At 66.2% G+C, this 25,396-nt stretch carries 24 protein-coding genes and 1 pseudogene; 15 read left to right on the forward strand and 10 right to left on the reverse strand.

Translation table 11 applies throughout. From position 1 onward, the window contains the following. The first annotated feature begins 1 nt into the window (after position 1). From dmeF to U5798_RS35040, 3 genes are all read left to right on the forward strand, one after another. Positions 2–1,015 (forward strand): CDF family Co(II)/Ni(II) efflux transporter DmeF, encoded by a 1,014-nt coding sequence (gene dmeF / locus U5798_RS35030; RefSeq protein ID WP_322084683.1) that lies wholly within the window; start codon positions 2–4, stop codon positions 1,013–1,015. A gap of 2 nt (positions 1,016–1,017) precedes the next feature. Then, positions 1,018–1,203, forward strand: a complete 186-nt coding sequence (locus U5798_RS35035) for a DUF1289 domain-containing protein (protein ID WP_322084684.1) — start codon at positions 1,018–1,020, stop codon at positions 1,201–1,203. A gap of 95 nt (positions 1,204–1,298) precedes the next feature. Further along, complete coding sequence (locus U5798_RS35040; RefSeq protein WP_322084685.1) at positions 1,299–2,507, forward strand: MFS transporter; 1,209 nt, start codon at positions 1,299–1,301, stop codon at positions 2,505–2,507. Between the two features lie 19 nt (positions 2,508–2,526). Here U5798_RS35040 and U5798_RS35045 read toward each other — a convergent pair whose 3' ends face one another. Then, a complete protein-coding gene (locus U5798_RS35045) occupies positions 2,527–3,936 on the reverse strand; it encodes a heavy metal sensor histidine kinase (RefSeq protein WP_322084701.1) in 1,410 nt (469 codons plus the stop codon). A gap of 2 nt (positions 3,937–3,938) precedes the next feature. Further along, positions 3,939–4,610, reverse strand: coding sequence for a heavy metal response regulator transcription factor (locus U5798_RS35050; RefSeq protein WP_124457052.1), 672 nt, complete (start codon positions 4,608–4,610; stop codon positions 3,939–3,941). A gap of 267 nt (positions 4,611–4,877) precedes the next feature. Between U5798_RS35050 and U5798_RS35055 the strand changes: the two genes are divergently transcribed. The 10 genes from U5798_RS35055 to U5798_RS35100 all read left to right on the forward strand — a co-directional run bounded on the left by U5798_RS35055 (position 4,878) and on the right by U5798_RS35100 (position 15,205). Next, on the forward strand, positions 4,878–5,240 hold the full coding sequence (locus U5798_RS35055; RefSeq protein ID WP_322084702.1) for a hypothetical protein: 363 nt from the start codon (positions 4,878–4,880) through the stop codon (positions 5,238–5,240). A gap of 88 nt (positions 5,241–5,328) precedes the next feature. Next, entirely contained in the window at positions 5,329–5,601 is a 273-nt protein-coding gene (locus U5798_RS35060) for a hypothetical protein (protein ID WP_322084686.1), read from the forward strand. Further along, positions 5,598–7,100, forward strand: a complete 1,503-nt coding sequence (locus U5798_RS35065; protein ID WP_322084687.1) for a TolC family protein — start codon at positions 5,598–5,600, stop codon at positions 7,098–7,100. Before U5798_RS35060 ends, U5798_RS35065 begins: the two co-directional genes overlap by 4 nt. Position 7,101: 1 nt before the next feature. Then, entirely contained in the window at positions 7,102–8,397 is a 1,296-nt protein-coding gene (locus U5798_RS35070) for a copper oxidase (protein ID WP_322084688.1), read from the forward strand. Positions 8,398–8,464: 67 nt separating this feature from the next. Next, on the forward strand, positions 8,465–8,812 hold the full coding sequence (locus tag U5798_RS35075) for a copper-binding protein (protein WP_322084689.1): 348 nt from the start codon (positions 8,465–8,467) through the stop codon (positions 8,810–8,812). Between the two features lie 14 nt (positions 8,813–8,826). Beyond that, the gene (copC, locus tag U5798_RS35080; protein WP_322084690.1) at positions 8,827–9,207 is read left to right on the forward strand and encodes a copper homeostasis periplasmic binding protein CopC; all 381 of its coding nucleotides are present in this window, start codon (positions 8,827–8,829) and stop codon (positions 9,205–9,207) included. After that, positions 9,204–10,145 (forward strand): CopD family protein, encoded by a 942-nt coding sequence (locus tag U5798_RS35085; protein ID WP_322084691.1) that lies wholly within the window; start codon positions 9,204–9,206, stop codon positions 10,143–10,145. Before copC ends, U5798_RS35085 begins: the two co-directional genes overlap by 4 nt. Positions 10,146–10,359: 214 nt before the next feature. Next, entirely contained in the window at positions 10,360–12,174 is a 1,815-nt protein-coding gene (locus U5798_RS35090) for an ExeM/NucH family extracellular endonuclease (protein ID WP_322084692.1), read from the forward strand. A 708-nt stretch (positions 12,175–12,882) separates the two neighbouring features. After that, complete coding sequence (locus U5798_RS35095) at positions 12,883–14,730, forward strand: S10 family serine carboxypeptidase-like protein (protein ID WP_322084693.1); 1,848 nt, start codon at positions 12,883–12,885, stop codon at positions 14,728–14,730. A 43-nt stretch (positions 14,731–14,773) separates the two neighbouring features. Further along, entirely contained in the window at positions 14,774–15,205 is a 432-nt protein-coding gene (locus tag U5798_RS35100; RefSeq protein ID WP_124457041.1) for a 2-oxoglutarate dehydrogenase, read from the forward strand. Between the two features lie 118 nt (positions 15,206–15,323). Here the strand turns inward: U5798_RS35100 and U5798_RS35105 are convergent, their stop codons facing one another. Further along, positions 15,324–16,334 carry a GlxA family transcriptional regulator gene (locus tag U5798_RS35105; protein WP_322084694.1) on the reverse strand — a complete coding sequence of 337 codons (1,011 nt, stop codon included), beginning with the start codon at positions 16,332–16,334 and terminating at the stop codon, positions 15,324–15,326. Between the two features lie 88 nt (positions 16,335–16,422). Here U5798_RS35105 and U5798_RS35110 point away from each other — a divergent pair, with 88 nt between their 5' ends. Next, a complete protein-coding gene (locus tag U5798_RS35110; RefSeq protein WP_322084695.1) occupies positions 16,423–17,520 on the forward strand; it encodes a DJ-1/PfpI family protein in 1,098 nt (365 codons plus the stop codon). A gap of 151 nt (positions 17,521–17,671) precedes the next feature. Here U5798_RS35110 and U5798_RS35115 read toward each other — a convergent pair whose 3' ends face one another. Beyond that, positions 17,672–18,751 carry an alcohol dehydrogenase catalytic domain-containing protein gene (locus U5798_RS35115; RefSeq protein WP_322084696.1) on the reverse strand — a complete coding sequence of 360 codons (1,080 nt, stop codon included), beginning with the start codon at positions 18,749–18,751 and terminating at the stop codon, positions 17,672–17,674. 110 nt (positions 18,752–18,861) lie between these two features. On the opposite strand from U5798_RS35115, the gene U5798_RS35120 reads away from it, so the two are divergent. Further along, the gene (locus U5798_RS35120) at positions 18,862–19,653 is read left to right on the forward strand and encodes a helix-turn-helix transcriptional regulator (RefSeq protein ID WP_322084697.1); all 792 of its coding nucleotides are present in this window, start codon (positions 18,862–18,864) and stop codon (positions 19,651–19,653) included. A gap of 97 nt (positions 19,654–19,750) precedes the next feature. Here U5798_RS35120 and U5798_RS35125 read toward each other — a convergent pair whose 3' ends face one another. From U5798_RS35125 to U5798_RS35150, 6 genes and pseudogenes are all read right to left on the reverse strand, one after another. Continuing rightward, the gene (locus U5798_RS35125; RefSeq protein ID WP_124457036.1) at positions 19,751–21,229 is read right to left on the reverse strand and encodes an aminotransferase class V-fold PLP-dependent enzyme; all 1,479 of its coding nucleotides are present in this window, start codon (positions 21,227–21,229) and stop codon (positions 19,751–19,753) included. 136 nt (positions 21,230–21,365) lie between these two features. After that, the gene (locus tag U5798_RS35130) at positions 21,366–21,686 is read right to left on the reverse strand and encodes a TrfB-related DNA-binding protein (protein WP_322084698.1); all 321 of its coding nucleotides are present in this window, start codon (positions 21,684–21,686) and stop codon (positions 21,366–21,368) included. Positions 21,687–21,704: 18 nt separating this feature from the next. Further along, on the reverse strand, positions 21,705–21,962 hold the full coding sequence (locus U5798_RS35135) for a PAAR domain-containing protein (protein WP_124457058.1): 258 nt from the start codon (positions 21,960–21,962) through the stop codon (positions 21,705–21,707). Positions 21,963–22,030: 68 nt separating this feature from the next. Beyond that, positions 22,031–23,381, reverse strand: a pseudogene (locus U5798_RS35140) (virulence factor). A gap of 65 nt (positions 23,382–23,446) precedes the next feature. Beyond that, complete coding sequence (locus tag U5798_RS35145) at positions 23,447–24,931, reverse strand: virulence factor (RefSeq protein WP_322084699.1); 1,485 nt, start codon at positions 24,929–24,931, stop codon at positions 23,447–23,449. Continuing rightward, the coding region (locus U5798_RS35150; RefSeq protein ID WP_322084700.1) for an effector protein Tle3 domain-containing protein at positions 24,928–25,396 on the reverse strand (469 nt) is incomplete at its 5' end. The genes U5798_RS35150 and U5798_RS35145, both read right to left, overlap by 4 nt.

Here is a 25,396-nt window from a genome sequence, read left to right on the forward strand (position 1 = left end):
CATGAACACTTTCCGGGATGACGCGTTCGGCGCGGGGCATGATCACATCTTCCTCGGTGCTGCGCATGAGCAGAACGAACGGAGAACGTGGATGGTCATCGGCCTGTGCTCGGCGATGATGGTCGCCGAAATCGTCGGCGGCACGCTGTTCGGGTCGCTGGCGCTGGTCGCGGACGGGCTGCACATGTCGACGCATGCGGGCGCGATGCTGATCGCGGCGCTGGCCTATACCTACGCGCGCCGGCATGCGGACGATCCGCGCTTCGTGTTCGGCACCGGCAAGCTCGGCGACCTGGCCGGGTTCACGAGCGCGATCGTGCTCGCGATGATCGCGCTGCTGATCGGCTATGAGGCGATCGCGCGTCTTCTGTCTCCGGTGCCCATTCATTTCGGCGAAGCGATTCCGATCGCGGTGGCGGGGCTCGCAGTCAACCTGGCCAGCGTGTGGCTGCTGAGCGGCGACCACCATCACGGGCACGGTCACGGCCATCATCATGCGCACGACCACGACCACGACCACGACCACGACCACGACGACGCGCATCACGCGCACCACGACCACGGTTCGCACGCGGCGGCGCATCGCGACCACAACATCCGGTCGGCCTACATTCACGTGATCGCCGACGCGGCCGTGTCGGTGCTCGCGATCGTCGGTCTGCTGCTCGCGCGGGCGTTCGGCTGGGTGTGGATGGATCCGCTGGCGGGCATCGTCGGCGCGCTGGTGATCGCCAACTGGGCCTACGGTCTGATGCGCGACACGAGCGGCATCCTGCTCGACGTCAACGTCGATCGCAAGCTGACGGACAACGTCCGTCGCGCGATCGAGGCGCTCGGCGACAAGGTCAACGATCTCCACGTGTGGCGCGTCGGCCCCGGGCACATGAGTGCGATCGTGTCGGTCGAAACCGGCGACGCCACGCGCGATGCGCGTTTCTACCATGCGCTCGTCGCGGGCTTCGACGGCATGTCTCACGTGACCGTCGAAGTGATGACGCCCGCGAAGGCGGCCTGATCGTGGCCGTGAAATCTCCGTGTATCGAGCTGTGCGCGTTCGACGGCCGGACGGGCTTTTGTGTCGGCTGCCTGCGCACGCGCGACGAGGCGCGCGACTGGAAGAAGATGACCGACCATCGCCGGCACCAGGTACTGAACGACCGTACGCGCCGGCAGGCCAAGATTCGGCGCGAGACGGCCGACTAGAGCGGACGCATGACCCCCGAAGCCTGCGAGCCGGTCACGGGCCTGCGGTAGCATCACAGGCATTCAACGTCGGGATTCCTGACCGGGAGCCGCCCATGCAGACCGAATCGTCGTCCGGCATTCTTCGCCAGATTCCGCGCAGCGTCTGGGTGCTGGGCTGCGTGAGCCTGTTGATGGACGTGTCGTCGGAGATCATCCACAGCCTGTTGCCGATGTTCCTGATGGCGGGGCTCGGTGCGAGCGCGACGACGATCGGCCTGATCGAAGGGATCGCCGAGGCGACGTCGCCGGTCGTCAAGGTGTTCTCCGGCACGCTGAGCGACTACCTGCGCAATCGCAAGTGGCTGGCGGTCGCCGGCTACGGGCTCGGCGCGCTGAGCAAGCCGCTGTTCGCGATCGCGCCGACGATCGGCGTCGTGGTGACGGCGCGGATCGTCGACCGCATCGGCAAGGGGATTCGCGGCGCGCCGCGCGACGCGCTGGTGGCCGACGTCACGCCGGTCCACCTGCGCGGCGCCGCCTACGGGCTGCGGCAGTCGCTCGATACGGTGGGCGCATTCCTCGGGCCGTTGCTGGCCGTCGTCATCATGCTGGCCTGGCGCGACGATTTCCGCCTCGCGTTCTGGCTGGCCGTGATTCCCGGCGTGCTGGCCGTGGCGCTGCTCGCGTTGGGTATCGACGAGCCGGCGCGCGCGCCGGGCGAGGCGCGCGTCAACCCGATCCGCCGCGAGGTCGTCGCGCAACTCGGCGCCCGCTACTGGTGGGTCGTCGCGATCGGTGCCGTGTTCGCGCTGGCCCGCTTCAGCGAGGCGTTCCTGGTGCTGCGAGCGATGGGCAGCGGCGTGCCCGTTGCGCTCGTGCCGCTCGTGATGGTGGCGATGAACGTCGTGTACGCGGTGTCGGCTTACCCGTTCGGCAAGCTCGCCGACACGACGAGCCACACGAAGCTGATGGTGGCCGGGCTCGTCATGCTGATCGCCGCCGATATCGTGCTTGCACACGGCACGCACTGGGGCACCGTGCTCGTCGGCGTCGCGTTGTGGGGACTCCACATGGGGATGACGCAGGGGCTGCTCGCGACGATGGTTGCGCATGCCGCGTCGGCCGAGTTGCGAGGGACGGCGTTCGGCGTGTTCAACCTGCTCAGCGGCGCCGTGACGCTCGTGTCGAGCGTCGTCGCGGGCGCCTTGTGGGACCGGGCAGGCGCCGCCGCCACGTTCTACGCAGGGGCCGTGTTCAGTGCCGCGACCATCGCGCTGCTCGCCTGCATTCGCAGGTCGTTCGCGACCGAACGGGATCGCTAGCCGGAAGTCGAGGAGCGGTTCAACGCTCCGCGCCGCGCGGAAAGTAGAGCGCGAACGTCGTGCGCCCGTCGCGGCTCGCGACCTCGACCTTGCCGCGATGCAGCTCCATGATCGACTTCACGATCGCGAGCCCGAGCCCCGCGTTGCGCGCCGCGCCGTGCCGCGACGAATCGATGCGGTAGAAGCGTTCGAAGATCCGTTCGACCTGCTCGGGCGGAATCGCGGCGCCGCGATTCGTGACTTCGACGACCGCGTAATTCTGCTGCGTCGAGACGGCCAGCTCGATCGTCGACGCGGCTTCCGCATGTTCGAGCGCGTTCGACGCGAGGTTGCTCACCGCGCGCCGGAACAGCGTCGCATCCGCGACGACCGGCGCTTCCCCGCGCACGTCGATGCGCACGCCGGCCTCGTCGGCCAGTGCCTGGAAATACGACGCGAGCCGACGCAGTTCGCTGCCCGCGTCGAGTTCGGCGGTCTTCAGGTGCTGACGTGCGTTGTCGGTGCGCGCGAGAAACAGCATGTTCTCGATCATCCGCTGCAGCCGTTCGCATTCCTCGATGTTCGAATCGATCAGCGCTTCGTATTCCTCGGTCGTGCGGGCACGCGACAGCGTGATCTGCGACGAACTGATCACGTTCGCGAGCGGCGTGCGCATGTCGTGCGCGAGATCGGAAGAGAACTGCGACAGCCGAACGAACGCGCGTTCGAGGCGGTCGAGCATCCGGTTGACCGATGTCGCAAGCTCGCGCAATTCCACCGGGCCGCCGCGCGCGTCGAGGCGTGCGTTCAGGTTGTGCGCCTCGATGCGCGACGTCTGCCGGCCGAGGCTCTCGACGGGGCGCAGGCCGCGCGATGCGACTGCGTAGCCGAGTGCGCCGACCAGCAGCGCGCCGACGGCTGCCGCGAGCCAGATGTCGACGCGATAGCTTTCGAGCAGCGACTGGCGATCGGTTGCCGTACGCGCGAGCGCGACCTGGATCGCTTCGCCGGACGGTAGCGTTGCTCGGGCGTACACGCAGCGCGACGTGCCGATGCCGGACGGCGAGCAGGTGAACGGGCCGGACGTTCCACCGGCAGGATGCGGTGCCGCGATGAGCGACGCCAGCGTGTTGCCGGCTTCGTCGGCATGCTCGACGAGCGGGCGGTTCCGCGCGTCGTAGATGCCGAGATAGACACCGGGATGCGACAGCAGCACTTCATGAAACACGGCCGGATCGGCGCGCAGCGCGGCCGTCGATCCGCTGGCGCGTGCGAGCTGCAGGAACTGGTTGAGCTTGCCGGAGATCTCGATATCGTCGCGCCGCGTGAGTTCGGCGGATAGCGAACGGTACAGATACGCGCCGGTCAGCGCGAACACGAGCGCGGCGACGGCGGCGAACGCGACCGTCAGGCGCCGCAGCAGCGAATACGAAGCCGGGCTCGCGTTCACGGTCACGAACGATCCTCGAGCACGTAGCCCATCCCGCGGATCGTGTGGATCAGCTTCTTCTCGTAGGCGTTGTCGATCTTCGCGCGCAGGCGCTTGATCGCCGCATCGACGACGTTCGTGTCGCTGTCGAAATTCATGTCCCAGATCTGCGACGTGATGAACGTGCGCGTCAGCACTTCGCCTTCGCGCTCCGCGAGCAGCTGCAGCAGTGCGAATTCCTGCGCGGTCAGGTCGATGCGGGTATCGGCGCGCCGCACGCGGCGCTTGAGCAGGTCGACCTCGAGATCGGCCACCTGCAGGATGTCGCGCACGTTGCGCGGCGCGCGCCGCAACAGCGAACGGATGCGCGCCAGGAATTCGGCATACGCGAACGGCTTGAGCAGGTAGTCGTCGGCGCCGAGTTCGAGCCCGGTCACCTTGTCCTCGATCGCCTCGCGGGCCGTGAGCAGCAGCACGGGCGTCTGCTTCTGCGCGCGCAGCCGCTTGAGCACCTCGAAGCCGTCCAGCTCCGGCAGCATCACGTCGAGCACGACGAGGTCGAAATCCTCGTGCAGCGCGAGGAACAGCCCGTCCTTGCCGGTTTCCGCGATGTCGACCGTATAGCTCGCCTCCATCAGCCCCTTCCGGAGGTACGACGCCATCTTGGGTTCGTCTTCGACTATCAGTATCCGCATGGTGAGGCAGGCTGTCCGTGATTCCAGCCGGTCAGTGTAACGCCTGAGCTTACGGCGCCGCGCGTGCGCGAAGGATGACCGCCGGATGACGGGATTGTCATGCAGCGCCGATGCGTCGCGGCACCGCGTTTCATGAAATTCCGGTCATGTTTCGGCCATGTCGTCGTCACCGCGGCGGCGATAAGCTGCGACCGTCTTGTCCCCCGGCGCGCGCCGTCACGGCGCCGCGCCGGCCCAACCGGTCGTTGTCTGCCTGATTCCGCATCCATGTCGTTCTGGCGCAAATTTCTCCTCGTCGTGCTGCTGGCGCTGAGCCTGCCGATCCAGTCGTTCGCGGCTGCGTCGATGCCGTGCGCGGGCGCTGGCGCTGGCGCCGTGCCGGTAGAGGAGGCCCCGAACGCAATGCCGGCCGCGCAGGCAGGCCATCACGATCACGATGGCCACGCGCGGCATGCATCGTCATGCCCGGCGTGCGTGTCGTGCTGCTTCGGTACGGGCATGTCGGGCGCGCCCGTGGTGCCCGCCGCGGCGGACGTCAGCGTCGCGATCATCTCGCAGCCGCCTTCGGTCGTCGTCGTGTCGTTCCTGACCGGCGGCATCGACCGGCCGCCTCGCCGGATGCCCGTCTAGTTGCTACCCGTGGCCGACCGGCCACGACCTGCCATCCACGCCGGCGGCCGCACCAGGTCCGCCGGGCGATTCACGACGAGATATTTTCATGCGACTGATCACTGCGGCGCTGTTGAGCGCGGCGGCTTTCGTGCCGTCGCTCGCGGCTGCGCAAACCCCGTTACCCGATCCGGCGGACGCAGCCGCGTCGGTGCCGGACGTTACCGTGCCGTCCGCGTTCGACGGCTACCGGCCGTATCGCGACGACGAAGGCCCGGGCTGGAAACAACTGAACCGGGACGTGATGGAGCGGCCTGCGAAACCCGGCAACGCGGCGCGTCATGGCGGCGCGCATTCGACGCACGGAGGGGCCGCGCAATGACGAACCTGGCGATATCGCCGAGGATCGGCGCGGCCGCGGTCACGCTGGCGCTCCTCGCAGGCTGTACGACGTTTTCGAAGGACGGCGGTTTCGGCGCCGTGTCGTCCGCCGCATCGGAGCGCATCGGGAAAGACGCGGTGATGGTCAGGACCGACGCCGACCGCGAAGCCGTCGACAAACGGACGAAGGAGCTGCTGGCGAAACCGCTGTCGATGGACGACGCGGTGCAGGTCGCGCTGTTGAACAACCGCGGCCTGCAGGCGTCGTACGCCGAACTCGGGCTGTCGGAGGCCGACCTCGTGCAGGCCGGCCGGCTGCCGAACCCGCGCTTCGCGTTCAGCCGCACGCGTGCCGGCGACGGCGAGCTGACGCTCGGCCGCACGTTCTCGGCGAACGTGTTCGCATTGCTGACGATGCCGCTCGCGACGACTATCGAACGTCGCCGCTTCGAGCAGACCAAGCTCGAGACGGCCGACGCGATGCTGAAGGCGGCGGCCGACGCGCGCCGCGCCTACGTGGAAGCCGTCGCCGCCGAGCAGGCCGCGAACTATGCGCAACAGGTGCGCGACGCTGCGAGCGCGGCCGCCGAACTCGCACAGCGCATGCGGCAGGCCGGCAACTTCAGCCGCCTCGACTACGCGCGCGAACAGGCGTTCCATGCCGACGCGGTCGCGCAGCACGCGAAGGCGCGCCAGCAGGCCGTGGCCGCCCGCGAGAAGCTGACGCGTGCGATGGGGCTGTGGGGCGCGCGCACGCAGTACGCGCTGCCCGAGCGCCTGCCCGACCTGCCGAAAACGCGCTCGGACCTGCCCGATCTCGAACGCTTCGCGATGACCAACCGCTTCGACATCCAGGCCGCGAAGCTGCAGGCGCAGGGCGTCGCGTCGTCGCTCGGCCTGAGCAAGGCGACACGCTTCGTCAACGCGGTCGATCTCGGCTACGTGAACAACTACGAGACCGGCAAGGGCCACGAGCACGGCTACGAGATCAGCGTCGAGATTCCGCTGTTCGACTGGGGCGGTGCAAAGGTCGCGCGCGCCGAGGCCATCTACATGCAGTCGGCGAACCGGCTCGCGAAGACGGCGATCGACGCGCGCTCCGAAGTGCGCGAATCGTATGCGGCGTACGTGACGAGCTACGACGTCGCAACGCACTACCGAGACGAGGTCGTGCCGCTGCGCACGACGATCTCCGACGAACTGCTGCTGCGCTACAACGGGATGCTCGCAAGCGTGTTCGAACTGCTGGCCGATGCGCGCGAACAGGTCGGCGCGGTCAACGGCTACATCGATGCGCTGAAGGACTACTGGCTCGCCGAAACCGATCTGCAGATCGCCGTCGGCGGCCGGCTGCCGTCATCAGGTGTTGCGCCGCGCGCGGCGAATTCCGCCGAATCGGCATCCGAATCCACTCCCAAGGCCGACGCTGCGCCGCAGCCGGCCTCCACCCCCGCGGCGCAACCGGCGCCCGCGGCGCAACCGCATCCGGAAGGTCATTGACATGGTGTCCCGTCGACAATTTCTCAGCGGCTCGGGCGCCGCGCTGCTCGGTGCGGCGATGGTCAGCAAGGCCGGCGCCGCTTCGCTGCCCGAAGCGCCCACGATGGCGAAGACCGGCACGCAGCCGCCGCTCGTGCCGCCGAACGGCCGCCCGTACACGCCCGTCGCGACGCTGAACGGCTGGTCGCTGCCGTGGCGGATGAAGAACGGCTGGAAGGAATTCCACCTGACGGCCGAGCCCGTCGTGCGCGAGATGGCGCCCGGCATGAACGCGAACCTGTGGGGCTACAACGGCCAGTCGCCGGGCCCGACGATCGAGGCCGTCGAAGGCGACAAGGTCCGCATCTTCGTGACCAACCGGCTGCCCGAGCACACGACGATCCACTGGCACGGGCTGCGGCTGCCGAACGGAATGGACGGCGTCGGCGGCCTCACGCAGCCGCACATTCCACCGGGCAAGACCTTCGTCTACGAGTTCCAGCTCGAATCGCACGGCACGTTCATGTATCACCCGCACGCCGACGAGATGGTGCAGATGGCGATGGGGATGATGGGCATGTTCATCGTGCATCCGAAGGATCGCGGCACGATGCCGGTCGATCGCGATTTCGTGTTCCTGCTCGCCGCGTACGACATCGACCCCGGCAGCTATACGCCGCGCGTGAACGAGATGACCGACTTCAACATGTGGACGTTCAACTCGCGCGTGTTCCCGGGCATCGATCCGCTGCCGGTGCGAGCCGGCGACCGCGTGCGGATTCGTTTCGGCAACCTGACGATGACGAACCATCCGATCCACCTGCATGGCTACAGCTTCGAAGTCGCGGGCACCGATGGCGGCTGGATTCCGCCGGCGGCGCGCTGGCCGGAGGTGACGGCCGATGTCGCGGTAGGGCAGATGCGCGCGATCGAGTTCACCGCCGACCGCCCCGGCGACTGGGCGTTCCATTGCCACAAGTCGCACCACACGATGAATGCGATGGGCCACCAGGTGCCGAACCTGATCGGCGTGCCGCAGAAGGATCTCGCGAAACGGATCGGCAAGCTCGTGCCCGACTACATGGCGATGGGCAGCACGGGCGGCGCGATGGGCGGCATGGAAATGCCGCTGCCCGACAACACGCTGCCGATGATGACGGGCACGGGCCCGTTCGGGCCGCTGGAGATGGGCGGCATGTTCACGGTCTGCAAGGTGCGGCAGGGGCTCGGCCGCAACGACTATCGCGATCCGGGCTGGTTCCGGCATCCGAAGGGCACCGTCGCCTACGAATACACCGGCGAATTGCCAGACGGCTGATCGGCAGCATGCGGCGGCCGTATCGATGCGGCCGCCGGTTTCATTCACTCACACGGGAGTCGACACGATGAAGAAGGGACTGGTTTTGATGGCAACGGGTTGTGCGCTGGTATTTTCCGCCGCGTCGTACGCGGCCGGCGACATGGCCGGCATGGACATGAGCGGCGGCGCGAAGCAGGGCGCCGACGCGGCGCAGCCCATGTCGCACGGCGAAATCCGCAAGGTCGATACGGCGGCCGGCAAGCTGACGATCAAGCACGGCCCGCTGGAGAACCTCGGGATGGACGGGATGACGATGGCGTTCAAGGTGAAGGATCCGGCGATGCTGTCGCAGGTCAAGGCCGGCGACAAGATCGACTTCGTCGCCGAGGACGTGAACGGTGCGCTGACCGTCGTCGAACTGAAGAAGCCGTGATGCGGAGCGCGAACATGACGATCACGACGCTCAAGCGGCTGGCCGGCTTCGCCGCGGCCGGCGCGATCCTCGCGGCCGCGCCGGTCGCGGCCTCGGCGCACGGCAAGCTGGAAAGCGCCGCACCGGCGACGGGCGGCACGGTCGACGTGGCGCCCGACACCGTGCGGCTTACCTTCAACGAAGATCTCGAACCGGCCTTCAGCTCGGTGAAGGTGTCGGACGCGAACGGCAACGCCGTCACGCAGGACAAGGCGAAGGTCGATGCGTCGAACCCGCGCGTGATGACGGTCGCGCTGCCGAAGCTCGCGCCCGGCCCCTACACGGTGCAATGGGCGGCGATGACGGCCGACGCACATCGTACGAAGGGCACCTATACGTTCCGGGTGAAGGGATGAACGACGGCATCGTCGGCCTGCTGCGTCTCGTGGCGGTGGCGCTCCAGAACGCCGGGTTCGCCGTCGTCGTCGGCGCGCTGCTCGGCCGCCACTGGCTCGCGCGCGGCGCGTCGGCATGGCAGCACGGCGTCGCACGGCGGCTCGTCGCGACGCTGCGCATCGCGTCGGTCGCGTCGCTGCTCGCGAGCATCACCGCGTTCTGGGCGCACTGCGCGCTGATGAGCGAAGTGTCGTTGCTCGAAGCGGGGCCGGCCGTCTGCGCGATGCTCGTGGGCACGGGGTTTGGCCATGCGTGGCTGGCCGGTGCCGTGTTCATGCTCGTCGTCGTGCTGCTGTCGTTCGTCAGGCGCGCGGACGACGCGCGCTTTCCGCTCGCGATGTGGGCGGCGCTCGCCTGCGTCGCGCTTGCGCGCAGCAACGGCGGACATCCGGTGGATGCGGGATTGTTCAGCGTGCCGGTATGGATCGACTGGCTGCATCTGCTGGCGATCAGCGCATGGGTCGGGCTCGTGCTCGTGACGGCGTTCGGCGTGATGCCGCGGCTCATCGGCATGCCTGCGAGCGAGCGCACGACGGGCGCATCGTTCGTGCAGTCGTTGTCCGACGCGTCGACCCATGCGCTGGTCGTGCTGTTCGCGACCGGCGCTTACAACGGCTGGCGCGGCGTCGATACGCCCGTCAACCTGCTCGCGTCGACGTACGGACAGATCCTGCTGCTGAAGCTCGCGCTCGTGCTGATCGCGGCGGCGCTCGGCGGGCATAACCGTTTCTTCGGGATGCCGAAGCTGTTGGCCGCGCTGAAGGATCCGGCTGCCGCGATGCCGGCGGTTTCTTTGCAACGGTTCGGCGCCGTGTTGCGGATCGAGGCGGTCGTGCTCGGCGGTGTGCTGATGGTGGCGGCCGTGCTCGTGTCCAGCGCGTTCCCGGGGACGGTCTAGCCGGGCGGTGCAAGCGCGAACACACGCGGGGGGATCGTCGCGGGCACGAAGCAGTTGTCGTCAGACGATTTCCCCGCATTTTCAGGCCCGAACGTGCGAGCGGTGGCGACCGCAGCGTGATAACGACGATTACATCGGCCTGTCTCTTCATTACCAAAAACTGTCATTGAGCGCCGCTAAGCTTTCGCCACCCTCACAACCGGGATTCCCCGTCATGCGCTCGACAATCCGTCTGTTTGCCCCGCTATTGTTGCTCCCGACGCTCGCCGCGCCGGTATTCGCCGCCACTGCCGCCCCCGTCAGCCCGAACTGCGGCGGCAGCACGACGCCGATCGCCGACATCCAGGGGCCGGGCGCGCCGTCGCCGCTCGCCGGCCAGAACGTGTCGATCGAAGCCGTCGTTACCGCCGATTTCGGCGGCACGGACGGCTTCGGCGGCTTCTTCGTCCAGCAGGCCGACGCGCAGCGCCGCAACCAGCCGGGCGTGTCCGAAGGCCTGTTCGTCTATGCGCCGAAAGCGCGCGCGAAGGCCGGCGATCTCGTGCACGTGACGGGCAAGGTCGAGGAGAAATACGGGCAGACGCAACTGACGCTGTCGGGCGCGATCGCGGTATGCGCGAATGGCCAGTCGGTCACGCCCGCGACGCTCACGCTGCCGGTCGACAGCCCGGCCACGTTCGCCGCGTACGAGGGAATGCTCGTGCGCCTGCCGCAGACGCTGAACGTCACGGACAACTACGAGCTCGGCCGCTACGGCAGCGTGATGCTCAGCAACGGCCGCCTGCGCACGCCGACGAGCGTCGTGCCGCCCGCCCAGGCGCAGGCGCAGATCGACGCGAACGCCCGCAATCGCCTGATCCTCGACGACGGCTCGAACAAGCAGAACCCCGCGACCGTGCCGTATCCGGCACCCGGTCTGTCGGCCGCCAACACGCTGCGCGCGGGCTACACCGTGCGCGACGTCGAAGGCGTGCTCGAAGTGCGCTACGGCGCATGGCGCGTGCAGCCGCTGCCCGGCGCGGCCGTGCCGGCGTTCGACACGCGTCTGAACCCGCGCACCGGCGCGCCCGCACGCGATCCGAAATCGAACCTGCGCGTCGCGTCGTTCAACGTGCTGAACTACTTCAACGGCAACGGTCTCGGCGGCGGCTTCGACGATCCGAACAACCGCGGCGCGAAGAACTACCAGGAATTCCAGCGTCAGGAAGCGAAGATCGTCAGCGCGCTGAAGGCGATCGACGCCGACGTGATCGGCCTGATGGAAGTCCAGAACAACGGCTACGGCGAACTGAGCGCGGTGCGCCAGCTCGCGGCGAAGCTCGGCAACCACTGGCGCGTCGTCGATCCGGGTTCGTCGCGTCTAGGCGGCGATGCGATCGCGGTCGCGATGATCTACGACAGCCGCAAGGTCGAACCGGTCGGCCGCGCGGCGACGCTCGCGATCGACGACAAGAACCGCCAGCCGCTCGCGCAGTCGTTCCGGCTGGTCAACGGCAACAAGCAGTCGTTGACGGTGGCCGTGAACCACCTGAAGTCGAAGAACTGCCCGGATGCCGCGAACGACGATCTCGACCAGGGCGACGGCCAGGGCTGCTGGAACCCGACGCGCACGCGTGCGGCGGCGAAGGTGGCCGACTGGCTGGCCGGCAACCCGACGGGTGTCGCGGGCCAGGGCGTGCTGCTGATCGGCGACTTCAACAGCTACACGTACGAAGACCCGATCCGCACGCTCGAATCGCGCGGCTACCGCAACCTCGTCGCGCGCTGGATCGGCGCGAATGCATACAGCTACGTGTACAACGGCGAAGCCGGCTATCTCGACCACGCGCTCGCGACGCTGCCGCTCGCGTCGCACGTGAAGGCCGTGCACGAATGGCACATCAACGCGGACGAGCCGCTCGCGCTGCAGTACACGCTCGCGTACAAGTCGGCCGAACAGCAGAAGACGTTCTACGCGCCGGATGCGTATCGTTCGTCGGATCACGATCCGGTGCTGATCGATATCGCGCTGCCGGGCGGCGGGAAGTAATCGCCGATCGGCGCGCGATAACTGACGACGTGCGGCCATGCTGCACGTCGTCATCTGCCCGGAAAATACCGGCCGGATACCGGGTAAATAATTCCGCCAAAGGTGATTCTAATTAATGAAATCGGTATTTTGTGGATGATGCGGTGCGTACCGGTATAACGATTAAAGAAAGCTTGAAGTTAATCGAATCCTGGTGCGATGCGTGAATGCCGCCGTTCGGTCTTAATCGAACCTGAATAATAAAAATGAAAGAAAAATCCTGTCGATCTGAAGGCTTGTCCGTCGCGGCCTGAATGCAGGAAAGGCTTCTGCGTCATGCGCGAAAAGTAAAATATTTGACGCGACATTGCCGATAAAGCGCACCTTGTGCGAATGATCCCGTTTTCTTTCAAATGCCAGACACTGGCGGCCCTTCGCATCATTGCGGGATTTTTAATATCGGAATGATCTTTGACAACGCGGCGCAGCACCGCCTATTTTTGTCATGTCGTAAATTTTGGTCATATAAAAGTCGTTCCAAACTGCAGGGGGCGCGTCCGAGCACCATTCTCGCCAGCAGTTTGCTGTGTCTGTATCAAGTTCAGTCTCTGAGAAGTCCCATCCCCAACCGCCGACTGCCGACCGTGCAACGCGAGTGGCGGGTCGGCCTGCGCGTTTCGCAGGCGTTGGCGGCGTTTGTGACGCGGTATCCGAAGCCAAAGGAAAGAGATGAAACCAGACAGGAGCAGTACCGGTAGCCGCCGTGTTCGTCGCGGCCGGCTGGCCGGGCTAGGTGCATTGACCGTCATGACACTGGCGCTCGCGGCGTGCGGCGGCGACGATTCGTCGTCCGTCGGCGCGTCGAGCCTCGCGCAGGCCACGGCCAGCCAGCAGGCCAGCGCGCAAGCGGCCGGCAACCAGGCGCCGGCGGCCAACCAGCCTTACGTCGACCAGGTCGCCTACTCGATGAACGCGACCGACGGTCTCGCCGCGTCGCAGGTCTCCGAGAAAGCCGCCGTCATGCATTACCAGTGGAAAGGCGGCGGCACGACGGTCAACTACACGACGACCACCGGCCACCTGACCGCGCAGGATGCGAACGGCAATGCGGAAGCGTCGATGTCGTATGTCGCGTACACCGCGCCGAGTACGAACGGCAAGCCGCGCCCCGTCACGTTCGTCTATAACGGCGGCCCCGGCTCGTCGTCGATCTGGCTGCGGCTCGGCTCGTTCGCGCCGACGCGGGTGGCCACGCCAGATCCGCTGTTCGGCGCCAACTGGCCGAACTATCCGCTCGTCGACAACGCGGAAAGCCTGATCGACACCACCGACCTCGTGTTCATCGACCCGCCCGGAACGGGGCTGTCGGAAGCCGTGTTGCCGAACACCAACCAGAAGTACTGGGGTTCCGATGCGGACGTGAACATCATGCGCGATTTCATCCAGCGCTACCTGAACGTCAACAGCCGCGGCACGTCGCCGATCTACCTGTACGGCGAATCGTACGGCACGCCGCGTACCGACATGCTGGCACTCGCGCTCGAATCGGCCGGCGTGCACCTGACGGGCATCGTGCTGCAGTCGGCAATCCTGAACTACTTCGCCGATGCGGTGGAGGCGGTGGCGATCACGCAGTCGACGGAAGGGCTGCTGCTCGAAACCGATACGGTGGCCGGCTACCTGCCCGGCTATGCGGCGGTCGCGGCGTACTTCAACCAGGTCTCGCCGGCGCCGGTGAACCCGGGGTTGTACGCACTGCAGACGGAACTGTTCACGACGCTGATCTACAACCAGCTGCAGAAGTACTCGCAGTCGTGGGTGTTGAGCCAGCTCGGCATTCCGGATGCGCTCGGCACGCCGGTGTTCCCGAGCGATGCGACGCTGAAGCTGTGGTCGATTCCGTCGAGCCTGACGCAACAGGCGCTGCGCGGCTACTTCAACGCGAATCCGTTCGGCACGAGCCTGCTGCCCGGCACGACGATCGGCCGGTACGACGGACGCGTGTCGTTGCCGAATTCCGATCCGCGGCTGCAGAACGACGGCGATCCGTCCGACATCCTGATTTCGCAGCCGTTCACGAACGCGCTCGCGACGCAGATGCCGGATTACCTCGGCTATTCCGCACCGAATGCGACGTACCTGCCGCTGAACGACAACATCATCGGCGTCTGGGACTTCTCGCACGACGGCCAGCCGATGCCTGACACGATCCCCGATCTGCTTGGCGCGCTGCAGCTCAATCCGAAGCTTCGCGTGCTCGCGGAGAACGGTTATCACGACCTCGCGACGCCGTTCTTCAACACCGAGAAGCAACTCGCGCGGCTGCAGACGGTGAAGGGCCTGCATCCGAAGCTGCAGGTGAACTTCTTCCAGGGCGGCCACATGACCTACCTGGACGACGTCGCCCGCCCGGAGATGAAGCGTGACCTGAAGACGTTCTACAAGGGCGCGCGGATTCCGACGGCGCTGACGCTGCACATGCTGCCGCCGCCGTGGCCGGACGAGAACCCGCCCAGCGTGCCGACCGGCAGCGTGCCGGGTGCGACGGCCGCGACGACGCTGGCGGCGGCTCCTTGAGCGACGGACTCCTTGTCAAAGGAACCCTCTATTCATCCATTGAATGCGAGTGATCATGTCCCTAATCAAATTGATGCGGCGTATGTCCCCGTTGATCGTGCTCGGAGCCGTGATGAGCAGTGCCTACGCGTTGCCGCCGCAAGCGGTGGCGCCGGTGAAGCTGCCGCACGGCGGGCGCGGTGTCGACGGTCCGTTCTTTCCGGCCACGCGGGCGGCGCCGGTGCTGCCGTCGACCGGCGCGACGCTGCAGCAGCAGGCGCAGCAGCGCGTCGATGCACGGCTCGGCGGCAATACCGTGCTGAGCAACGGCGCGGCCGTGACGAAGGCGCAGGCGCAGAGCAGCGGGCTCGGCTTCGTATCGAAGCACTTCGACGAGATCGATGCGAAGCACACCGGCCGCGTGACGATGAGCGATGTGCGGCAGTTCATCCAGCAGCGGCAGGTGCAGGCGCAGCAGGAACAGCAGGACGAGTGACGTAGCAGGCAGCGCGGCGGCCGGTGCGATATTCGTCGCACCGGCCGCCGAGTGGTCGGCGGCGCGGGTGCTGGAACGCTCGGCTTTCATCCCGCATGCCGGCGGAGCCGCGGGTGTCCTATTCCGTCTGCCGCTTGTCGCGTCGCGGCCCGAAGCGCGCGCGATAGTCGCGCGGCGACGTGCCGACGCGTTTTGCGAACGCACGCTGCAACGCGTCCACACTGCCGAATCCCGCGCGTTCGGCGATCCGTTCGAGCGGCCAGTCGGCCCGCTCCAGCAGGGCCTTCGCTCGCTCGACGCGCGCTGCGAGCACGTATTGCGCGGGCGACAGTCCGGTCTCCTTGAGGAAATGGCGCGCAAACGTGCGTTCGCTCATGTTCACGCGGGCGGCCAGCGCGGCGATGCCGAGGTCGCCGACCGGATCGTCGGCGATGTCGGCGAGCAGCGCGCGCATGCGCGGCGTTGCACTTGCCTGGATGTCGAGCCCGACGCTGAATTGCGCCTGTCCGCCGGGGCGATGCATGAATAGCACGAGTTCGCGTGCGACCGCGAGTGCGGTCGGTGCACCGCAGTCCGCCTCGACGAGTGCCAGGCACAGATCGATGCCGGCCGTCACGCCGGCCGACGTATGGAACGGCGGATCGCTCACGTAGATCGCGTCCGGCTCGATCCGCGCGTCGGGACAGAGTGCCTGGAGCGTCGCGCACTGGTTCCAGTGCGTGGTCGCACGCTTGCCGTCCAGCCATCCGCCCGCGGCGAGCACGAACGCACCCGTGCAGATGCTCGCGATCCGCCGCGTGCCCGCGATCCGCGTGCGCAGCCACGGTAGCACGCCTGCCTCCGATGCGGCGTGCCGCAGCGCGGCTTCATGGCCGCCGGCGACGATGAGCGTGTCGATCCGTCCCGGCAGGCTCGCGAGCGCGGCCGTACCGGCGAGGCGCAGGCCCGCATGCGTGACGATGTCGTCGCCGTGTTGCGACGCGAGCGTGAGCCGGTACGGCACGGCATGGTCGGGCAGGTGACGGTTCGCGACCGCGAATACTTCCATCGGGCCCGTGATGTCGAGCGACTGGACGCCTTCGAAGCCGACGACAACGATGTCGCGTGCCGGGCAGGTTGACTGGGACATGGCGGAAAGTGCGGTGGAGTTGTCCTTGTGACCGCGAGCATGATCCTTGTAATTTTCCGGACGTGCAATCGACGGATGCGGGGAGACGATGCGGGTACGGAAGACAGGCGGGGCGGTGTTGTTCGTGTGCGGGCTGCTGGGCGCGTGGGCGGCGCGGCCGGCACCGGCGATGGCGGAGGACGCGCTGCCGGTCGCACGCGCGCTGACGATCGGCGTGCCGAAGGCGGGCCGCACGCGGCCGCTCGTTGCGATCGTCGCGGACAACGCCGGCACGGAGACGACGGATTTCATCGTCCCGTACGCGATCCTGAAGACCTCCGGTGCAGCCGATGTCGTCGCCGTGTCGGCCGACGAAGGCGAGGTCGAGCTGATGCCCGCGTTGCGCATGCTGGCCGATACCACGTTCGACCGGTTCGACGCGACCGTTCCCGCCGGGGCCGATGTCGTGATCGTTCCCGCGCTGCATCGAGCCGACCGGCCGGCGGTGCTGGCGTGGTTGCGCAGGCAGGCCGCTGCCGGCGCGACGATGGTGGCGATCTGCGACGGCGCGGAAGTCCTCGCGAACGCGGGCCTGCTGCTGCATCGCACGGCGACGTCCCACTGGTATTCGCGCGACAGCCTGCGTCGCCGCTTTGCCGGGACGACGTGGGTCGACGATCGCCGCTACGTGATGGACGGCGACGTCATGACGACGACCGGCGTATCGGCGTCGATTCCCGCTTCGCTGGCCTTGGTGAGTGCGCTGGCCGGACCGACGGCGGCGGCTGAAACCGCGCGTCGCATTGGCGCGCAGGGATGGAGCGACGTTCACGACGGCAGCCGGTACGCATTGACCGCGCGTGCGGTGGCGATCGCGCTGACCAATCGCCTCGCGTTCTGGCGCCACGAGACGTTCGATCTTCCGGTCGAGAGCGGGTTTGACGAGCTTCCGGTTGCGTTGACCGCCGACGCGTGGGCGCGGACCTGGCGCAGCGACGTCGTCGCGACGGCGGACGCGCGGGTGGTCGAGTCGAGGCACGGGCTGCGATTGCTGGCGCAGCCGGCGAACGTCCGGCACGAGCATGTGGCGATGCCGGCCGGCCGCCGTGGCGAAGCGGCGCTGCCCGGCGTGCTCGGCGACATCGCGGCACGCTACGGCGACGCGACGTCAGGCTGGGTCGCGCTGCAACTGGAGTATCCGAAGTAGCGGCTGTCGGGTGCGGAGTCCTGGCGTTTCCGGCCGCGCTTGCTTCGCCAATCCCGCGAGCGGGGCATCGCGCGGGGCGGCGTGCATCTCGCGTGGGAACTCGCGCGCTGGCACGCCGAGGGCGCTGGATGCGTATGGAGCACGAGGCTGACTAAGGCGCAATCACCGTCATCCTGAACGGCCCGCCGTTCGCCGCCGCATGAGCGACCGCCTCGTTCGCCGCGTCGAGCGCGAACACGGTCACGTCGAAATGCCCGAGATCGAGCAACCCGCTGCGGACGAGCCCCGTCATCATCGTCACGGCTTCGGTCGGGTACATCCACTTGCCGCGCAGCGTGATGTCGTTGCGCATGATCCACGGATACGGCAGTTCGAGCCCGGCTCCGCCGAGCATGCCCACGCCGCCCATCAGCACCACGCGCCCGTACGGGCGCACGGCCATCACGGCAGCCCGCACCGTCGTCGCGGGTACCGACGGCGGCATCAGGTCGATCACGCAGTCGATCGGTCCCGGCGCCGCCTGCTGCATGCGGGTGCGATCCGTGGCTTCGTCGCCGGTCAGCTCGACCGTGCGTATGCGTTCACCGAAGCGGCGTTCGAGATCCGCGAGCGCACGCGCATTGCGGCCAGGCGCGACCACGCATCGCGTGCCCATCGCGAGCGCCACCGCGACGCATGCGCTGCCGAAGTTGCCGGTGGCGCCGCTGACGAGCAGGATCTCGCCGGCCCGCAAGTCCGATGCGAGCAGCCCGCCGTACGGCACGAGCAGCGTATTGAGCGCGCACCAGCGTGCGGCGTCGGCGGGTGCGATGTCGCCGATGCGCACCGCGTTCTCGGTCGGCACGCGCAGCCGTTCGGCGAACGGGCCGTCGTGGAAGTAGCGCTGCAACTGCTTGCCGCCGTCGCCGCGCGCGCTCCAGCCCTGCAGCACGATGTCGGGCATCCGCGCATCGTCGCGTGAGCGCACCGTCGGATCGCAGAATACCCAGTCGCCCGGCTGCAACTGCGTCGCGTCGGGGCCGGTTTGCCGGACCCTGCCGATTGCGCCGCAGCCGGGCACGATCGGCAGCTCGAGCGGATAGCGGCGCTCGCCGCTGAACACTTCCTGCGCATAGGACAGAACCGGCGTCGCGACGACATCCACGACGACTTCGCCGGTGCCGAGCCCGGGGGCCGGCATCGTTTCGATCGCGAGCGGCTGGCCGAGCGACTTCAGAATCGCAGCTTTCATGACGCTTCCTGAGGGGGCGGGACACGTCGATTCTGGCAGGCTTAGAATCCGCAACAAGGCCCGGCACGAACCCAGGATTGGCCGATACCACCCTGCACGGAGCGAACCCGATGACCGTCACCACGCGCACCCCGTTTGGCGATTTCCTGCGCTCGCGGCGCAAGAAGCTGCGACCGGACGACGTCGGCCTGCACGTCGGCCCGCGCCGGCGGACGCCCGGCCTGCGGCGCGAGGAAGTCGCGGAGCTGGCCGGCATCGGCGTCGACTGGTATGTGCGGCTCGAGCAGGGGCGCGACGTCAGCCCGTCGGATGCGACGCTCGACGCGCTGGCGCGCGCATTGCGGCTGGACAACGCAGAGGCCGCCCATCTGCGCACGCTCGCGCGGCGTGACGTGCCGCATGCGTTCGTGCCGGAGCGCGTGCCGCCGAGCGTCGCGCGGCTCGTCGCGCATCTTCGACAGCCGGCCTACGTCACCGGGCGGCGCTGGGACCTCCTCGCGTGGAATGCCGCCGCGGCCGACCTGCTCGGCTTCGACCGGCTGGCGGAAGCCGACCGCAACATCCTGGTCTTCATGTTCGTCGAGCCCCACGCGCGGGCGCTCTTCGCCGCGAGCTGGGCCGACGAGGCGCGCCGGATGATCGCGCTGTTTCGCGCGAGTCATGATCTGTTCGCGAACGATCCGGCATTCATCGAGCTGGTGGCGCGCTTGCGCGCGAGCAGCGTCGAGTTCGCGCAAGGGTGGGATGCGCATGACGTGCGCAGCGGCGTGTCCGGCGAGAAGGTGCTCGTGCACGCGCAACGCGGCACGCGGCGCTACGAGTACGCGACGTTCCAGTCGAACGACGATCCCGCGCTGAAGCTGGCGATCTATACGCCGGTGAATGGCGACGAAGTGACGTGATGCTGCGTTGGCCGGCATCACCGCGCGTTCACGCAGCGAAGCATCGGCTTCGTGCGTGAACGCGGATGGCGCGGTGTAGCGGGGAAGGTGTGCCGGCTCAGGCCGTGCGTCGTGCGGACAGGCGATTCCACAACAGGCCGGAGCGGCTGCCGCTGCGGCAGTACGCGAGTACCGGTTTCTGCAGCGTGTCGACCAGTGCGCCGAACGCGTCGATCTCCGCGTCGCCGATGCGGTCGCGCTCGACCGGCAGATAGCGTGCTTCGAGGCCCAGTTCGCGGGCCGCGGCGGCGATCTCGTCGAACGCCGGTTGATCCGCGCCTTCGCCGTCCGGCCGGTTGCAGATGACCGAGCGGAAGCCCGCATTGCGGATCGCCTTCAGGTCGGCCGGCGTAATCTGGCGCGACGCGGAGAACCCGTTCGACGCCGTCGCGCGGCATTGCTCGATCGCGTTGCGGAAACACGCGACCGCGAAGTCGACGTCCTGCTCCGTCGTGAAGCGGCCGAAGCTCACGCGCACGGTGCGGCCGGCCGTTTCCGCATCGAGGCCGATCGCGGTCAGCACGTGCGACGGTGCGCCGCTGGTCGAGTTGCATGCGGAAGTCGACGACACGGCGAGCGCTTCGCCGAGCATGAACGGGAAGAAGCCCGGTGCGTTCACCGTCAGGCTCAGCGTGTGCGGGATGCGGCGCGCGGCGGCTGCGTTCTGCGTGACGTCGCCGAGCGCGGACAGTGCGTCGGTCAGGCGTGCGCCGAGCGCGGCGATCCGTGCGGCTTCGCCGTCGAGCTTTTCAGCGGCGAGCTCGCACGCGACGCCCATCCCGACGATCTGATGCGTCGCGAGCGTGCCCGAGCGCAACCCGCGCTCGTGACCGCCGCCGTGAATCTGCGGGGCGATGCGATCGGCGATCTCGCGGCGGACGAACAGCGCGCCGATACCCTTGGGCCCGTAAACCTTGTGTGCCGACATCGACATCATGTCGATGCCGAGCGCGCGCACGTCGATCGGCGTCTTGCCGAGCGCCTGGGCGGCGTCGACGTGGAGCAGCGCGCCGGCTGCGTGCACGATGCGCGCGATCGCGCCGATGTCGGTCAGCGTGCCGATCTCGTTGTTCACGAGCATCAGCGATACGAGGCCCGTCTCGGGGCCGATCGCGGCGGCCACCGCGTCGGCGGTGATCTCGCCGTCGCGCGTGGGTGTCAGGAACGTGACCTGCGAGCCGTGCTTCGCCAGGTTGGCCATCGTGTCGAGAATGGCCTTGTGCTCGATGCGGCTCGTGATCAGGTGGCGCTTGCCGGTCGCGTTTTCCGCATAGCCTTTCAGCGCGAGGTTGTTCGACTCGGTCGCACCGGACGTCCAGACGATCTCGTCGGCATCCGCGCCGATCAGCGCGGCGACCTGCGCGCGTGCGTGCTCGACCTTGTCTTTCGCCTGCCGGCCGGCGGCGTGCGAGCTCGATGCGGGGTTGCCGAAGATGCCGTCGAAGCCGAGGCAGGCCGTCATTGCTTCGATCACGCGCGGATCGGCGGGCGTCGTGGCAGCGTAGTCGAGGTAGTGCAGCGTGTTGGTGTCGCTCATGTCCGTCTCTTGCTCATTGCGTAGTGACGGAAATGATACGGGGGACAGAAGGGAAAAAGGATCCAAAGTTGGCTGTGGATTCGGCTGGATGTGGAATAACGTTTTATTGATGTTCGCGAATGGGGAATTTGTTTCTCTATGGAGTCATGGGGCCGATCACGTCGTGTTGGGGCGCTGACCGGTGTGCATCCCGCACCCACGCCAGCAGCGCGCGCTCGTACTTCGACGGGATCGTGACCGTGAGCGTCGTGAGACGCGTGTCGTTGCGCGGCAGTTCCAGATAGCGTTGCCAGGCTTTTCGCACCAGTTGCGACATCGCGGAGCGCGACATGCCGAGTTCGGCGGCCAGCGCCCGTTGTGATCGGCCCTTCACGAAAATCTCGTGCAAGGCCCACTGGTTCAAAGGCTTGATCCGCGTATCCTGCATCCGCAGCAAGCGGAACTGTTCGGCGGTCATGCGTTGGGTCCGCGGCATTCAGATCCGTCCGGAATGCTGAAGCGACGAAATCAACTCTGCGCCGCACGAAGTCTTGTGATGATTGAACGCGGCGGGGCGGCCGTCAACGATGAAGCTTGAGTCGCCTTCGGTAATCGTGCAAGTCCCGTGAATCGGACACGAGCACGTATCGCCGATGCGGGCGACCGCACGCCCCATCACCTCGCTCTTTTCGGCTCCGGTTTCGACCCGGCCGCCGTGGGTATGTGTGTCGTCTATCCGAATAATTCCCCGCATATGATCTGTCCTCTGAATGATTGGCGCGAGCGGTTGCGTTTGCACGTGACGTCTCGAGCCGATGTATGTCACCAGGAATAGCCTTGCATGCCGTAATTTGTATCGTGTCGGCGGCCCCACCACCCACCACGGCAGGTAGGCGTTGTTGCCGCCGCGTGCGCGGAACCAGTCCTTGTCGGGATCGATCGGCGTGAGTTTCGACGGTGGCCGGACGACGACCGCGACGGGATGCTCGGGATCGGTCGTACCGGCGACGAGTGCGTTGCCGCCGAAGTGATTGATCCGGCCGATTGCGAGCGCGACGTCGGTCAATGCGCTGCCTGTTCCCATGTCGCCGAGTAGGGCGGCCGTGTTGAATGTCTGCTTCCGGTGTTCGTAATCCGGCAGAATTTCAGTCAAAGTCTGCACGAGCGCGCCAACGCGTGATGACGATGCGTCACTACCTATGCCTGCGTCGTGAACGACGTAGTTGAGGTCCGGGACTGCGACGCCGGCGCTACGTGCCGCTTGATCGATCGTCGCTTTCCACGCCTGCACGGTTCGTTTTGTGCCGACCTTCGACGAAAACGCTTGTGTGTTGCCAGTGGCGGCCTTGCCGATCCAGGCGAGCGGTTCGCGCTCGGTGTTGAACGTCGGACCGGCGAGGAACAGCACGACCAGATTCTCGTTGATCTGTGCGTCCGTGGGCGGGAAGTTGGGTGCGTCCCAGTTCATCACCCAGACGCTCTTGTCGGGGTTCGCCTGCAAGTAGTCCAAGGCTTTGTTCAGGGATGTGAATCCGGCGTTGGCACCGCCTTGCGTGATTTGTACGTCGGGGAGCGCACTGCGACTCCACATCGTCGGGAAATGTGGGTTGCCGATAAAGAAGGTTTTTCGGATCGGCTCTGCCAGGTATTCGCGCGCGATAGCCGGATCAAGGCGCTCAGGAACTGCACCCTCGATGCGAATCCCGGAAAGTTCGCGCCAATCCTTCTTGTCGTCCGGTTTTACTGTGTAGAAATACTTGGCGTTCATCGCGTAACGACTACTCAGCAGGAGGGGAAATTTTTCCATGTACTTGTGGTAGAAGCCCTTGAATGTCTCCGTGCCACGATTTCCATAAGCGATTCCGGCTACCGATTGCAACGTAGTGAAAGACCTCGGATCTGTGCGCACCATGTCGTCATTCTTGTTCGGCGAGGCAAGCCCTTGCGTCCACAACAATTGCCATTCTGTCGGGTAGTCCATGCGTTGCAATGGATTCAACCAGATCAAACCCACGACCTGCGCGACGAACGGCTTCGCCGGCTCTTCGACGGAGGGAGCTGCGTTCGCTATTGGTTCAGCGGCAGGTGCGGAATGCGCCGAGCGCATCATGGCCGTCGGGAACAGAATCGCCACGAGTGCCACCAAACTAGGTACAACTACAAATCGTTTCATCCCATCTCCTGCTGCTCGATACAACAGCTACGTTCACATGTAACGCGCTGCCGTGCCGGTGTGCATCACCATGAATAGCCTTGCATGCCGTAATTTGTATCGTGCCGACGCCCCCACCACGGCAGGTAGGCGTTGTTTCCGCCGCGTGCGCGGAACCAGTCCTTGTCGGGGTCGATCGGCGTGAGCTTCGACGGTGGCCGGACAACGACCGCGACGGGATGCTCGGGATCGGTCGTACCGGCGACGAGTGCGTTGCCGCCAAAGTGATTGATCCGGCCGATTGCGAGCGCGACGTCGGTTAATGCGCTGCCTGTTCCCATGTCGCCGAGCAGGGCGGCCGTGTTGAATGTCTGCTTCCGGTGTTCGTAATCCGGCAGAATTTCAGTCAAAGTCTGCGCGAGCGCGCCAATGCGTGATGACGATGCGTCACTACCTATGCCTGCGTCGTGAACGATGTAGTTGAGGTCCGGGACTGCGACGCCGGCATTGCGTGCCGCCTGGTCGATCGTCGCTTTCCACGCCTGCACGATTCGTTTTGTGCCGACCTTCGATGAAAACGCTTGTGTGTTGCCGGTGGCGGCCTTGCCGATCCAGGCGAGCGGTTCGCGCTCGGTGTTGAACGTCGGACCGGCGAGGAACAGCGTGACAAGGTTCTCATTGATCTGTGCATCCGTGGGCGGGAAGTTGGGTGCGTCCCAGTTCACTACCCAGACGCTTTTGTCGGGGTTAGCCTGCAAGTAGTCCAATGCGTTGTTCAGGGATGTGAATCCGGTGTTGGGGCCGCCTTGTGTGACTTGTACGTCGGGGAGCTCGTTGCGGCTCCACATCGTTGGAAAATACCGATTCCCGATCGAAAACGTCCTTCGAATGGAGTCCTGCAAGTAGCTTTGCGATTCGGCCGCGTCGAGTCGTTCCGGAACCGCAAGCTCGACACGGATGCCAGCCAACTCACGCCAGTTATTTTTATCGTCAGGTTTGACCGTGTAGAAGTATTTCGCGTTGCTCGCGTAGCGTGAGTGAAGCAGCAGCGGGAACTTGGTCATGTACTTGCGATAGAAACCTCTGAATGTTTCTGTGCCTCGGTTGCCGTATGCAATACCCGCTACCGACTGGAGCGTCGTAAAGGACTTCGGATCGGTCCGCACCATGTCGTCGTTCTTGTTCGGAGACGCGAGTCCTTGCGTCCACAGCAATTGCCATTCTGTCGGGTAGTCCATGCGTTGCAATGGATTCAACCAGATCAAACCCACGACCTGCGCGACGAACGGCTTCGCCGCCGCCTCTTCCGCGGATGGCTCCGCATGCGTTACCGATTCCGTCGTGGGTGCCGCGTGGGCTGACCGTACCGTGGCCATGGTGAACAAGAGCACCATGAGCGCAGCCAAGCTGGGTACGACTACAAATCGTTTCATCCAATCTCCTATTTCCAGTTGTATCGGGTCCGGTTGTTCTACGTGCGCCATCAATGAGGCCATGAGTACGGCCGCGATCATCCATGCTGCGACCGCAACGGCGGCACGTCGTGGCCATGTAGCGATCAGTGCCTTCATATCGCTCCCCCGACCTTCAGATAGAACTGACCTTCTCGTTCATCCGTCATCGTGTCCGGCATCTTGCCTTCACTGCTATCTGCATGGACCCATTCATGCATCGGAAGCCCGTCAAGCTCTCCGCGCACAAAGTACTCTGTGTATTTCTTGTTTAGACTATCGTTGGGAATACCGTCTCCCATCCGCCAATCCGCCTCAATCCGCAAGTCGTAGAGTTGATCTGGCGTCAGATAGCAAACCCCGATCGCCACGTCGTACGCAAGTGCCTTTTTGGCATGCTCCGGATTGGTCATCGTCGTGGAATGATTCGTCGGGCTGTTGGTCGAGCCACGATCGAGCCAATCGACAATCTGTTGATCGCGCCATTCCTTGTAGCCCGCCGGCATTTCGCTCTTGCCGTCCTCGCCGATCACGTGGCCATCACCATCGAGCCATTCCGTATTCAGCGTGCGCCGCGCTTCCATT

It is taken from the genome of Burkholderia sp. BCC1972 (assembly GCF_905339605.1).
GTDB lineage: Bacteria > Pseudomonadota > Gammaproteobacteria > Burkholderiales > Burkholderiaceae > Burkholderia.

Coding starts and splice junctions, on each gene's coding strand:
- U5798_RS35040 (WP_322084685.1), top strand. CDS start 1,299: ATGCAGACCGAATCGTCGTCCGGCATTCTTCGCCAGATTCCGCGCAGC.
- U5798_RS35090 (WP_322084692.1), top strand. CDS start 10,360: ATGCGCTCGACAATCCGTCTGTTTGCCCCGCTATTGTTGCTCCCGACG.
- U5798_RS35100 (WP_124457041.1), top strand. CDS start 14,774: ATGCGAGTGATCATGTCCCTAATCAAATTGATGCGGCGTATGTCCCCG.
- U5798_RS35115 (WP_322084696.1), bottom strand. CDS start 18,751: ATGAAAGCTGCGATTCTGAAGTCGCTCGGCCAGCCGCTCGCGATCGAA.
- copC (WP_322084690.1), top strand. CDS start 8,827: ATGACGATCACGACGCTCAAGCGGCTGGCCGGCTTCGCCGCGGCCGGC.
- U5798_RS35085 (WP_322084691.1), top strand. CDS start 9,204: ATGAACGACGGCATCGTCGGCCTGCTGCGTCTCGTGGCGGTGGCGCTC.
- U5798_RS35075 (WP_322084689.1), top strand. CDS start 8,465: ATGAAGAAGGGACTGGTTTTGATGGCAACGGGTTGTGCGCTGGTATTT.
- U5798_RS35095 (WP_322084693.1), top strand. CDS start 12,883: ATGAAACCAGACAGGAGCAGTACCGGTAGCCGCCGTGTTCGTCGCGGC.
- U5798_RS35145 (WP_322084699.1), bottom strand. CDS start 24,931: ATGAAGGCACTGATCGCTACATGGCCACGACGTGCCGCCGTTGCGGTC.
- U5798_RS35135 (WP_124457058.1), bottom strand. CDS start 21,962: ATGCGGGGAATTATTCGGATAGACGACACACATACCCACGGCGGCCGG.
- U5798_RS35120 (WP_322084697.1), top strand. CDS start 18,862: ATGACCGTCACCACGCGCACCCCGTTTGGCGATTTCCTGCGCTCGCGG.
- U5798_RS35105 (WP_322084694.1), bottom strand. CDS start 16,334: ATGTCCCAGTCAACCTGCCCGGCACGCGACATCGTTGTCGTCGGCTTC.
- U5798_RS35050 (WP_124457052.1), bottom strand. CDS start 4,610: ATGCGGATACTGATAGTCGAAGACGAACCCAAGATGGCGTCGTACCTC.
- U5798_RS35060 (WP_322084686.1), top strand. CDS start 5,329: ATGCGACTGATCACTGCGGCGCTGTTGAGCGCGGCGGCTTTCGTGCCG.
- dmeF (WP_322084683.1), top strand. CDS start 2: ATGAACACTTTCCGGGATGACGCGTTCGGCGCGGGGCATGATCACATC.
- U5798_RS35125 (WP_124457036.1), bottom strand. CDS start 21,229: ATGAGCGACACCAACACGCTGCACTACCTCGACTACGCTGCCACGACG.
- U5798_RS35130 (WP_322084698.1), bottom strand. CDS start 21,686: ATGACCGCCGAACAGTTCCGCTTGCTGCGGATGCAGGATACGCGGATC.
- U5798_RS35055 (WP_322084702.1), top strand. CDS start 4,878: ATGTCGTTCTGGCGCAAATTTCTCCTCGTCGTGCTGCTGGCGCTGAGC.
- U5798_RS35065 (WP_322084687.1), top strand. CDS start 5,598: ATGACGAACCTGGCGATATCGCCGAGGATCGGCGCGGCCGCGGTCACG.
- U5798_RS35110 (WP_322084695.1), top strand. CDS start 16,423: ATGCGGGTACGGAAGACAGGCGGGGCGGTGTTGTTCGTGTGCGGGCTG.
- U5798_RS35070 (WP_322084688.1), top strand. CDS start 7,102: ATGGTGTCCCGTCGACAATTTCTCAGCGGCTCGGGCGCCGCGCTGCTC.